The sequence below is a fragment of the Halorubrum sp. Atlit-26R genome, from assembly GCF_003666015.1.
GTDB lineage: Archaea > Halobacteriota > Halobacteria > Halobacteriales > Haloferacaceae > Halorubrum.
Window position 1 is genome coordinate 201,469 of sequence record NZ_QPLT01000005.1, and the last position, 10,276, is coordinate 211,744.

10 protein-coding genes, 2 tRNA genes and 1 pseudogene are annotated in these 10,276 nt (G+C 68.8%); 3 read left to right on the top strand and 10 right to left on the bottom strand.

Annotated elements, in window-relative coordinates; genetic code table 11:
- Positions 1–10: 10 nt before the first annotated feature.
- From DVK07_RS07960 to DVK07_RS07985, 6 genes are all read right to left on the bottom strand, one after another.
- The gene (locus tag DVK07_RS07960; protein ID WP_233565389.1) at positions 11–853 is read right to left on the bottom strand and encodes an ABC transporter ATP-binding protein; all 843 of its coding nucleotides are present in this window, start codon (positions 851–853) and stop codon (positions 11–13) included.
- A complete protein-coding gene (locus tag DVK07_RS07965; protein WP_121596555.1) occupies positions 850–1,761 on the bottom strand; it encodes an ABC transporter ATP-binding protein in 912 nt (303 codons plus the stop codon). The genes DVK07_RS07960 and DVK07_RS07965 overlap by 4 nt, the downstream gene beginning before the upstream one ends.
- Complete coding sequence (locus tag DVK07_RS07970) at positions 1,754–3,103, bottom strand: branched-chain amino acid ABC transporter permease (RefSeq protein WP_121596556.1); 1,350 nt, start codon at positions 3,101–3,103, stop codon at positions 1,754–1,756. The genes DVK07_RS07965 and DVK07_RS07970 overlap by 8 nt, the downstream gene beginning before the upstream one ends.
- Complete coding sequence (locus DVK07_RS07975; RefSeq protein WP_121596557.1) at positions 3,100–4,221, bottom strand: branched-chain amino acid ABC transporter permease; 1,122 nt, start codon at positions 4,219–4,221, stop codon at positions 3,100–3,102. The genes DVK07_RS07970 and DVK07_RS07975 overlap by 4 nt, the downstream gene beginning before the upstream one ends.
- A 144-nt stretch (positions 4,222–4,365) precedes the next feature.
- Complete coding sequence (gene lipA / locus DVK07_RS07980) at positions 4,366–5,304, bottom strand: lipoyl synthase (RefSeq protein ID WP_121596558.1); 939 nt, start codon at positions 5,302–5,304, stop codon at positions 4,366–4,368.
- Between the two features lie 78 nt (positions 5,305–5,382).
- Entirely contained in the window at positions 5,383–6,387 is a 1,005-nt protein-coding gene (locus DVK07_RS07985; RefSeq protein ID WP_121596559.1) for a hypothetical protein, read from the bottom strand.
- Positions 6,388–6,522: 135 nt separating this feature from the next.
- Between DVK07_RS07985 and DVK07_RS07990 the strand changes: the two genes are divergently transcribed.
- Positions 6,523–6,939 carry a dual specificity protein phosphatase gene (locus DVK07_RS07990; protein ID WP_121596560.1) on the top strand — a complete coding sequence of 139 codons (417 nt, stop codon included), beginning with the start codon at positions 6,523–6,525 and terminating at the stop codon, positions 6,937–6,939.
- A gap of 57 nt (positions 6,940–6,996) precedes the next feature.
- Here the strand turns inward: DVK07_RS07990 and DVK07_RS07995 are convergent.
- The 4 genes and pseudogenes from DVK07_RS07995 to DVK07_RS08010 all read right to left on the bottom strand — a co-directional run.
- Positions 6,997–7,080: pseudogene (locus DVK07_RS07995) on the bottom strand (type II toxin-antitoxin system RelE/ParE family toxin); the annotation flags it as partial.
- A 21-nt stretch (positions 7,081–7,101) separates the two neighbouring features.
- The gene (locus DVK07_RS08000; protein ID WP_008307424.1) at positions 7,102–7,383 is read right to left on the bottom strand and encodes a ribbon-helix-helix domain-containing protein; all 282 of its coding nucleotides are present in this window, start codon (positions 7,381–7,383) and stop codon (positions 7,102–7,104) included.
- A 355-nt stretch (positions 7,384–7,738) separates the two neighbouring features.
- Positions 7,739–7,810, bottom strand: a tRNA-Thr gene (locus DVK07_RS08005).
- A gap of 98 nt (positions 7,811–7,908) precedes the next feature.
- Positions 7,909–8,574, bottom strand: a complete 666-nt coding sequence (locus DVK07_RS08010; RefSeq protein ID WP_121596561.1) for a hypothetical protein — start codon at positions 8,572–8,574, stop codon at positions 7,909–7,911.
- Between the two features lie 59 nt (positions 8,575–8,633).
- Here DVK07_RS08010 and DVK07_RS08015 point away from each other — a divergent pair, with 59 nt between their 5' ends.
- The gene (locus DVK07_RS08015; protein ID WP_121596562.1) at positions 8,634–9,341 is read left to right on the top strand and encodes an enoyl-CoA hydratase/isomerase family protein; all 708 of its coding nucleotides are present in this window, start codon (positions 8,634–8,636) and stop codon (positions 9,339–9,341) included.
- An 89-nt stretch (positions 9,342–9,430) separates the two neighbouring features.
- Positions 9,431–9,501 (top strand) — tRNA-Gly (locus DVK07_RS08020).
- The last annotated feature ends 775 nt before the right edge of the window (positions 9,502–10,276 follow it).

Consider the following 10,276-nt stretch of genomic DNA (forward strand, 5'->3'; position numbering starts at 1 on the left):
CTGCGGCCGCCTACCCGCCGAGGAAGTCGCGCCGCACGTCCTCGTCGGCGAGCAGCACGTCGCCGCGGTCGGTGTACCGGTTCTCGCCGTTCACCAGCACGTAGCCGCGGTCGCATCGACGGAGCGCCTCCTTCGCGTTCTGCTCGACCATCAGCACCGCCGTCCCCGAGTCGTTGATGCGGTCGATGCGGTCGAACATATCGGCGACGAGGTCGGGGGCGAGCCCCGCCGAGGGCTCGTCGAGCAGCAGGAGGTCGGGGTCGAGCATGAGCGCCCGGCCCATCGCGACCATCTGTCGCTGGCCGCCGGAGAGGGTCCCAGCCTTCTGGTCGCTGCGTTCGCGGAGGATCGGGAACCGGTCGTAGATCGTCTCGATCTGGTCTTCGGGCACCTCGTCGAGGATGTACGCGCCCATCTCGAGGTTCTCGCGGACGCTGAGCCCGGGGAACACGTTGTCGTTCTGCGGGACGAACCCGATCCCCTCGCGGATGATCTGCTCGGGCGCGAGCCCGTGGATCGGCTCCCCCTCGAACTCGACGGTGCCGCCCATGTGGGTCGTGAGCCCGAAGACGGTCTTCATCACCGTCGACTTGCCGGCCCCGTTGGGGCCGACGATGGTGACGTACTCCTCGTCGGCGACGTCTAAGACCACGTCCGAGAGGATCTGGAGGTCACCGTAGCCGGCGTCGAGGTCGCGGATCCTGAGGATCGCGTCGCCGTCGATGGCGTGGCTCGTTCCGGCGTCCGCCTCGGCCTCGACCGCGTCCGAGTCGACGTCGACCGCGTCGTCGGCGTGCCCGTCCGTCGCCGAGGCGGCGTCGCCGGTCGCGTCGGCCTCTGCGTCGCCGATCATAGGTCCTCCCCCAGGTACGCCTCGATGACGCGCTCGTCGTTCCGTATCTCGTCGCCGGTCCCCTCGGCGAGAACGCCGCCCTGATGCATGACGATGACGCGTTCGCAGTTCTCCATGATGACGTCCATGTCGTGTTCGACGAGCAGGAAGGTGTAACCGTCCGCTCGCAGGTCGTGAATCCGCTCCAACAGCTTCTCCTCTAAGGTCGGGTTGACCCCGGCGAGCGGCTCGTCGAGCAGCACCATCTCGGGGTCGGTCATCAGCGCGCGGGCCATCTCCAGCAGCTTCCGCTGGCCGCCGGAGAGGTTCCCCGCGTGCTCGTGCGCGAGGTGGTCGATCTCGAAGAACTCCAGCGTCTCCCACGCCCGCTCGCGGAGCTCGGTCTCCTCCGCGACGACGGCGCCGCGGAGCCCGGGCGTCACCGCCCGGATCGCGGACTCGCCGAGCTGGCCCTGCGGCGCGAGCATGAGGTTCTCCAAGACGGTCATCTCGGAGAGCTCCCGGGCGATCTGGAACGTCCGGACGAGCCCCTTCCGCGCGATCTGATACGGCTTGAGGCCGGTGACGTCCTCGCCCTCGAAGTACACCTTCCCGGCGGTCGGCTCGTGGACGCCGGTGATGCAGTTGAACGTGGTCGACTTCCCGGCGCCGTTCGGTCCGATGAGCCCGGTCAGCGAGCCGGCCTCCACCTCGAAGGAGGCGCCGTCGACGGCGGTGACGCCGCCGAACCGCTTGACCAATCCCTCCACGCGGAGCGGGGGCCCCCCGGAGGGGACGTGTTTCGCCGCCTCCTCGACCGCGCTGTCGTTCGCCTCCGGTTCGTCGGCGGTCGCGTCCGTCGCGTCGACGGTGTCGGCGACATCCTCCGCGTCGGCCACGTCGCCCGCCTCCGGAACGTCGCTACTCATCGCTCTCACCTCCGGTCGGCCGCTCCGAGAGGTCGACGGCCGCGGCCGTCTCGATCCGGTCGCCGAGGATCCCCTCGGGCCGCCGGTGGATGATGAACACGAGCACCAGTCCGAGGAAGACGAACTGGAGCGGCGCGATGTTGTCGGTGGCGTACGCGAGGAACGTCACCGGGTCGAGCGAGACGAGCGCGTCGGCGAACGACGGCGGCGTCTGCGCGTCGATGAGCCCCCGGACCGTCCCGCCGACGCGCCGCGGCCCCTCGAACAGCACCGCGGCGAAGACGATGCCGCCGAGGACGGAGCCGGTGTTCGACCCGGACCCGCCGATGATCACCGCGATGAACACGTAGAACGTCAGGAGGGGGCGGAACTGCGGGGTCGGCGAGACGTTGCCCTGGCTGCCGAACCAGAGGATGCCGGCGAGCCCCATCAGCGCGCAGCCGATGACGAACACCTTGATCTTCACGAGGTTCACGTCCTTGCCGAGCGAGTTGGCGACGAGTTCGTCCTCGCGGATCGCCTTCATCGTCCGGCCGAACGGCGAGCGGCCGAGGCGTTCGAGTATGAGGTAGAACGCGACCAGGAACGCCGCGAGGACGGCGATGTACCCCCAGCCGATGAGGATCGGGTGCGAGATGCCGAGCCCGCCGTTCCCGAAGACGCCGAAGACGAGGTCGCCGAGCGCGGTCGGCGTCCCCGCCTGTCCGTCGACGAGGAACAGGTCGCGGACGGGGTTGTCCGGCATCCCCATCCCGCGGCCGCCGCCGGTCCCGGCGCCGATCGTGTCGCGCAGGAAGTTGTCGAAGGTACTCGACTGGAGCGACAGGCGGACGATCTCCGAGAGCCCGAGCGTCACGATGGCGAGGTAGTCGGCCTTGAGCCGGAGCGCCGGCAGGGCCGCGACGGCGCCGAGCAGCGCCGCCATCACCATGCCGGCGACGATCCCGACGGGGAGCGGCAGCCCGAGCCCGGGCGGGCCGAACGCCGGGTCCGGCGACCGGACGACCATCCCCATCGTGTACACGCCGACGGCCATGAAGCCGGCGACGCCGATGTTGAACAGGCCGGTGTACCCCCACTGGAGGTTTAAGGCGAGCGCGGTGAGCGCGTAGACGAGCCCGAGGAAGGTCAGCGTCTCCATGAGGCCGACGACGCTGTTGAGCCCGTCGGTGAACGTCAGCAGCGTCGCGGCCGCGTAGACGGCGAGCAGCGTCCCGACGACGAGCCCGAGGTCGCTCTCCCGGGCGGCCTCGACGACCGCCGCCGTCGCGCTCTCCGGCGCGTCGGGCGCGCCGTCGGACGGTCCGGACGCGGAGCCGTCGGGGGCGTTCGCGTCGCTCATGTGGTGGTCACCCCGCCGAAGAGCCCTTCAGGGCGTAACAGCAGCATGAGGATCATCACGCCGAACGCCGCGGCCTGGTTGAAGTCCGACGGGATCCAGATCGTGGAGGTGGTGAACACGACGCCGATGACGAGCCCCCCCGCGATGGCGCCGTAGACGGAGCCGATCCCGCCTAAGATTACGGCCGCGAAGATGAGCAGCAGCAGGAGCCAGCCGAAGTCGAACTGGATCGTCCCGCGGAGCAGGACGTAGAGGTAGCCGGACGCGCCCGCGAGCCCGCCGCCGATGATCCACGTCGCGGTGACGACGCGCTCGGCCGGAATGCCGGTGATGAGCGCGAGGTCCTTGTTGTCGGCCATCGCGCGCATCGCGGTCCCGAGCTTCGTGTGCTGGAGCATCCCGTGCATCGCGAGCATCAGCCCGACCGCGGCCACGAGGATGGTGAGCTCGTGGGCGTTCACCGAGAGCCCGAGCGGGTCGAACGCCAGGTTCGACGCGTCGACGCTGGCGGTGATCCCTCGGCGGTCGGAGCCGTAAACGAACTGGAGCAGGTAGCGCACGATGAGCGCCGCGCCGATGGAGGCGATGAGCAGCGCGATCCCGTCGCGGTCGCGCATCGGCTTGTAGAACGCGCGGTCGAGCGCCACCGCGAGCAGCGCGGTGACGGCGAACGCCGCGACCAGCCCGACGAGGATGGCGGCGGGCGTCGTGAGGATGTGCGCGCCGATGTCGCCCGGCGAGGCGTTGCCCGCGTCGCGGACGGTCAGGAGCGCGCGGGCCGGCACGTCGCCGAACCCCGCGATCAGGAACGCCACGCCCCAGCCGGAGAAGGCGCCGACGCTGACGAGGTCGCCGTGCGAGAAGTTCGCGAACGAGAGGATGCTGTACGTCATCGAGAGCCCGATGCCCGCGAGCCCGATGACGAGGCCGATGACGACGCCGTTCCAGAGGTTCGAGCCGAGCCGGTCGACCGAGATCGACCCCCCGATCGGGCCGAGGCCGACCCCCGCGAGCTTCGCCGCGAGGTCGACGAGGAGCAGGCCGCCGAGGAGGGCGACGAAGAGAAGCCCCGGCCGGGCCCGCGCCGAGTCGACGATCGACGAGTCAGTTGTTCCCATGTGTACGTCTCACTGACGCAGGGTGAGTCACCGAGCGGTAAATAACTCGCTGTTCGGACAAAAGTCGATACCTCGAAAGCGCCTGACAGCTGTGGCGGCCTCGCCGGAGTTCTCGGAGCCGCGCCTCAGTGTTTTATATCCCCGTCAGTCGCCGCCGGCGGCCCGCGCGTGGCGCCGCGCGTCCTCGGGCGACCGACCCTCGCGGAGCAGCGCCTCGACGAACAGCTCGCCGGCCTTGTACGACGACCGGACCATGGCGCCCGACGCGCAGTAGAGGAAGTCGAACTCCTCCTCGGCGACCCGTCGCCACGTCTTGAAGACGTCCGGGTGGACGTACTCGAACACGTCGAGGTGCGAGCGCGACGGCTGGAGGTACTGGCCGAAGGTGACCACGTCGACGCCGACCTCGCGGAGGTCGCCGAGCGTGCGGTACACCTCGTGGTCGTACTCGCCGACGCCGAGCATGAGGCTCGTCTTCGTGTGGATGTCGGACTCGCGGTCGACCCGGTCGAACACCGCGAGCGACTGCTCGTAGTTCGCGCGGCGGTCCCGGACCGGCCACTGGAGCCGCTCGACCGTCTCGACGTTGTGGGCGATCACGTCCGGCTCCGCGTCGACGATGCGGTCGATCGCCTCGGGGTCCCCCTGGAAGTCGGGGATGAGCGTCTCGACGATGATCTCCGGGTCGCGGCGCTTGATCGCGCGGATCGTCTCCGCGAAGTGCGCCGACCCGCCGTCCGCGAGGTCGTCGCGGTCGACGGACGTGAGGACGACGTAGTCGAGCCCGATCTCCGCGACCGCGTCCGCGACGTTCGCCGGCTCGTCCGGGTCGAGCGGCTCCATCCCGCCCGTCTCCACGTCACAGAAGTTACACCCGCGCGAGCAGCGGTCGCCCATCAGCATGAACGTCGCCGTGCCGGGGCCGTCCTCTCCCGACCAGCACTCGCCCATGTTCGGGCAGTTCGCCTCCTCGCAGACCGTGTGGAGGTCGCGGTCGCGGAGGGTGGACTTGATCTCGGTGAACCGACTCCCGGACGGCGGGCGCGACTTCAGCCAGTCCGGCTTCCGGCGGCCGCGTTGCATGGTCGACCCTTGGCGTCCGAGCGCAAAAGGGTGCGGGTCGGCGGGGGTCGCGCCGCGGGCTCGACTCCTCTCGACGACCTACGCCTCGGGCACGAAGACGTTCATCGACGGCGTCTGGATCCCCTGGAACTTGTTCTTCCAGTTGTACGCGATGTTCAGCACGCGGTGCCGGTTTCCGGGCGGGCCCGTCACCACGCTCACGGAGGTCCCGTCCTCCGGGATCTCGACGCGCGTGTCCTCCCACTCGAAGCCGGCGAGCAGCTCCGAGGGGTTCTCGACCGTCACCGCCCCGCTGTTCTTGTTCACCTCGTACAGGCGGTAGGAGTCCGTCTCCAGCAGCCGCTTGATCTCGTCGAGGTCGTCGTCGAAGTGCTCCCGCAGCGCGTCGGCGGTGTGGTAGCCGCAGACGATCAGGTGCGCGAACGTCTCGACGTTGCGCGGGTTCTGCTCGGCCTCGCGCAGGTGATCGAAGTACGCTAACTTCTCCTCCCGGTCGAGGTCGAGGATGGCGTTGACGATCCGCGCCGCCTCGCGCTGTGTCTCCGTCGAGTCCGGGTCGGCGAGCACTTCGTCGGCCCGCGAGCCGGTGTTCTGCCCCCGCGAGACGTCGAGGACGTTCTTGAGGTGTTTCGCGCGGTCGTACACCGCCGACTTGTACGACCAGTCGCGGACGTCGTCCGGGTAGCCGTCGAACTCCCGCAGCAGGGCCTCGCGGTCCTCCGGGAACCCGATCTCCTCACGGAAGTCGCTCCACGGCGTCGCGCCCTCGAACAGTTCGAACTGCGTCAGGGTGTCCTGCCCGAGGTTCGCCCGCGTCCCGCCGCTGGCGACGAACTTCGCTTCGAGGAACGTCTCGCTCCCGTCGGCGGACTCGACGACGAGGTCGCCGAGCGAGTCGTAGGAGTTGCCGGCGTGCCGCACCGCGGTCCGGTCCGGGAAGTCGGCCCGGATCCGGTCGGCGAGGGCCTCGGCGAGGTCGGGTCGGCCCTGCGCTTCGAGGTCCTCGTCCGGCTCCGCGTCGTTCGCGAGCCGCGCCGTCAGCCTTTCCGTGGCCTCGACCCAGCCGCGCTCGTGTTTGCCCATGTGTCGTGTCGGTCGGGCGGTGAGGGATAAAAAAGCGCCTACGACGGGGAAGATGTCCCCCTCACCGGGAGACGCGACGAGCGTGGACATTTACCTCAGTCGCGACCGTACGACCGTTCAACAGCGTGGTCCGAAATGAATGAGGTCGGCGACGGGATTCTCGTCGGGACCGTCTCGGACGCCGAGGACGAGTCGCTGCTCCGGGGCCGCGGCATCGACACCGTCGTCTCGCTCACGCACGACGATCCGGACACCGGACCCGTCGCTCGCGTCGACGTCCCAATGCTGGACGGGCCGCAAAATGAGTACCAGTCGTTCGTCGACGCCGTGGAGACGGTCGTGGCGCGGCGCGAAGCCGGGCAGCGAGTTCTCGTCCACTGCTCTGCGGGCGCCTCGCGCAGCCCGGCGGTCGCCGCGGCCGCGATGACGCGCCTGACGGACCGGGACCTCGGCGAGGCGTTCGAGCAGGTGTCCGCGCGGCGGTCGGCAGTCGACCCGCACGACGCGCTGATCCGGCGAGCGGCGACGTTCGCGACGCGGGATCAGGAGTGAGGCGTAACGCCGAAAAAAGAACCTAGGCGAGGTCTGGACTCGGGGTCCCGTCCCCACTCAGTCGCCGTCAGCGGTGTACGCGCCGCCACGACGCTTGATGCGTGCGACGACGAGCCGCCCGTCGTCCTGCCGGAAGCTCACGGGACCCACGTCCACTCCTCATCACTCATCGCTCGTGCCGAACCGCTCGCGGGCTTCCTCTGCGCTCGTCGTCCGTCCCTCACGGATGTCCTCCTCGGCTTCGAGCAGCGCGACGAGTTCGTCGCGGTCGAACGTCGGGAACTCGACGGCGTCTCGAAGCGTGTACCGGATGAACTCGCTCCGACTGTTGAACCCGCGCCCTTGCCACGTATCGTCTATCTGTTCGAGGAACGACTCGGTGAGTTTGAAGTTGACCGTGGCGATGTCGTCCCCGCCGTCATCATTCGTAGCTGCTTCGGACATATAGGCGTAATACACTGATCTTACCAATAGTCGTTTCGGCGGAGCTTCACTCACCGCGTAACCGACGTGGATAACCGCATCGAGGGTGTTCTATCACATTGCTGACTAAGCTTCAGTCATTCCTCTGTGAGCGTTGATTAGCGAAATCCGGGGTGTCGCTTGAGGGGACGCGCCCCCGGTCGATTTCGGGTCTAATCCGCCGCTGTCTGTGAATTAGTTTGTGTGTCCTGATACTTCACCGAATCGCATTACGGCGAGGGATGCCCCGTTTAGCGAGAGAAGCGAATCTTGAACGGGTTTCGTTCAGACGAGTATAGACAGAAAAGTATGCGCACAAGGAGTGTACGGCGGAAAGAGCCTGAGGGGGGATTTGAACCCCCGGTCTCGTCCTTACCAAGGACGCGCTTTACCGCTAAGCTACCCAGGCACGCAAACTGTCGTTGACCGGATTCGACTTTATGGGTTTCGATCCGACGGCGCGGCGTCGGTGGATCTGGAACGCTGCCACCGCCGTCAGCGCGACGGTCACCGATCCGTCGCGCTGACGGCCCGCTCCGAGATGTCCGCGATGCGGTCGGCGGTCGCGTCCGGCAGCGCGCGGCCCGCGGGCGGGAACTCGCCGTCGCAGTCGGCCGCGAGGTCGCGGGCGTATTCGAGCAGCTCCTCCGGCGGGTCGCCGCCGACCGCGGTGGTGCCGGCGACGACCGCGAGTTCGAGCGCGTCCACCTCCAGGTTCCGGTCGAGTCCGGCCGCCGTCTCGGCGTCCGTGCCCTCGCGGTCGCGGAGCGTCTGGTCGCGTCCGAACGCGCGCACCACGTCGACCGCGGGGCGGGCGGCGTCGGTACACGCTAAAAGCGAGAAGCCGCGGGAGACGAGCACGTCGGCGGCGAGGATCTCCATGTCCGCTTCGATGTCGGCCGCGGCGGTCGCCGCGGTCACCCACGGCTCGTCGCGGGCCACCGTGCGCGTGAGGCGTAACCCCTCGTAGATGAGCTGTACGCCCGCGGCGCGGTCGGCCACGTCGCCGAGGTCCACGTCGGGCTCCAGCGCGCGGGCGGTGACCAGCGCCAGCACGCCGGGGGTCACCGCCGCGTCGAGGAGCCGGTCGTCGAGGGCCTCGCGGAGCTGTTCGGGTTCGACGTCCGCGAGCGCATCGCGCGCGGCGTCACGCGCTCGCGCGGCATCGTCCATTGCCGTCCGGTAGACGAGCGAAGGGCAAAGACCTTTGGAAACGAACGGGATCCGGTACCGTGATCCGGACCCGAACCGACGGCGACGTGCGCGTCGTCACGCTCGACCGCCCCGAGGCGCGCAACGCGCTCCGGCCCGCGGACCTGACCGCCCTCCGCGAGGCGTTCGCGGAGCCGGAAGCCGAGGAAGGTCCGCCGGTGACGTACCTCCGCAGCGCGGGCGACGCGTTCTGTGCCGGCGCTGACCTCGACGCGGTCGCCGCGCTCGACGACCCGGCGGCGTTCGCGCGGCGCGGGCAGCGCGCCGCCGCCGCGATCGAGGCGTCGCCGTCGGCCGTCGTCTGCGGGATTGACGGACCGGCCCGCGGCGGCGGAGTGGAGTTGGCGCTGGCGGCCGACGTTCGCGTCGCGACCCCGCGGGCGACGCTGGCCGAGCCCGGCGTCTCCCTCGGGCTGTTCGGCGCCTGGGGCGGGACGGTCAGGCTCCCGCGCGTCATGGGCGAGGGCGACGCGCTCGACTTCGCGCTCTCGGGGCGGGTCCTCGACGCGGAGGCGGCGCTGCGGACCGGGCTCGTCTCGCGCGTCGTCGACGACCCGCGTTCGGTGGCCGACGAGATCGCAGCGGGCGAGGGCGACGCGCTCGCGGCGATCAAGCGCCGGATGCGTGACCGGCGAGAGAGCGGGACGCAGGAAGCTGCGGAGGCGACGGCGTTCGCCGATCTTCACGACGCGCACGCGGACGAGATCGCTCGACGGAGAGGGGAGTGAGTCTCCGCGTCGACGGCGGTCGCGCCGCCGCACCGTCCCGATGTGACAGGTTTAAGTGAGTCTCCGACCAACTGTGAGATGCGAAGCACGCACCGGTAGTGTAGTGGTATCACGCAACCTTGCCATGGTTGCAACCCGAGTTCAAATCTCGGCCGGTGCATTTTGCGAACGAAGTGAGCAAAATCACCGAGAGAGATTTGAACGCTATCAGTCGCGCGCAGCGAGCGGCGAGCGAAGCGAGCCGTGAGCGAGCACGTCTGATTCTGAGTTCAAATCTCGGCCGGTGCACTCCTTTCAGTCGTGGCCCGGCCTGACTCCCGCTCGCTGCGCTCGCGGGAGTCTCGGTCGGTGTATTTCTCGAACGTCGTGAGAGATATCTCTGCCAGATCTGAACGCTATCAATTATTTATAAATCGACGGTAGATCGGTGGAGCACACCTCCAAAGCCCCAGCCGCGAGGCCGCAGTACGCTCGTTGCGCTCCTCGCTCGCTCCGCTCGCTGCGGTGCTTACGTCGCCTACTGCGGCCTCGCGGCTGCCCCTTTGAGTCCCGCCCAGCACCACCGGAAGACGTTCCTGCTCGCTCCCTTCGGTCGCTGCGCGGGCTGCGACTTCCGTGCTCCCGCTCGCTTCGCTCGCGGGAACGCACCGCACAGCGCCTCACACCTCCCCAGCCTCGTCGCTGGCGGCCTTCGCTGCGCTCCGGCCGCCAGCGACTCCCTCGCGCGTGCTCCTCGCGGCCGCCTTCGGCGGCCACTCGGAGGCACGCGCCACCGCCTCGTTCCCTTATAAATAACTCAGAACTGGTCGGTCGCGTAAAGTTAGAGGATGAGGCGGTCGATTTCTGAGTGTCTATGCCAGAATTCGACCGCCTCAGCGAACGTATAGCGTGGATCGACTTGTCGTTTGTGGAGCGAGATCGAACTCCGCGTTGGG

What these genes read in the sequence shown, in the direction of transcription:
- DVK07_RS07985 (WP_121596559.1), bottom strand. Translation starts at nt 6,387, where the DNA reads ATGGGCAAACACGAGCGCGGCTGGGTCGAGGCCACGGAAAGGCTGACG.
- DVK07_RS08000 (WP_008307424.1), bottom strand. Translation starts at nt 7,383, where the DNA reads ATGTCCGAAGCAGCTACGAATGATGACGGCGGGGACGACATCGCCACG.
- DVK07_RS07965 (WP_121596555.1), bottom strand. Translation starts at nt 1,761, where the DNA reads ATGAGTAGCGACGTTCCGGAGGCGGGCGACGTGGCCGACGCGGAGGAT.
- DVK07_RS07970 (WP_121596556.1), bottom strand. Translation starts at nt 3,103, where the DNA reads ATGAGCGACGCGAACGCCCCCGACGGCTCCGCGTCCGGACCGTCCGAC.
- DVK07_RS08010 (WP_121596561.1), bottom strand. Translation starts at nt 8,574, where the DNA reads ATGGACGATGCCGCGCGAGCGCGTGACGCCGCGCGCGATGCGCTCGCG.
- lipA (WP_121596558.1), bottom strand. Translation starts at nt 5,304, where the DNA reads ATGCAACGCGGCCGCCGGAAGCCGGACTGGCTGAAGTCGCGCCCGCCG.
- DVK07_RS07960 (WP_233565389.1), bottom strand. Translation starts at nt 853, where the DNA reads ATGATCGGCGACGCAGAGGCCGACGCGACCGGCGACGCCGCCTCGGCG.
- DVK07_RS07975 (WP_121596557.1), bottom strand. Translation starts at nt 4,221, where the DNA reads ATGGGAACAACTGACTCGTCGATCGTCGACTCGGCGCGGGCCCGGCCG.
- DVK07_RS07990 (WP_121596560.1), top strand. Translation starts at nt 6,523, where the DNA reads ATGAATGAGGTCGGCGACGGGATTCTCGTCGGGACCGTCTCGGACGCC.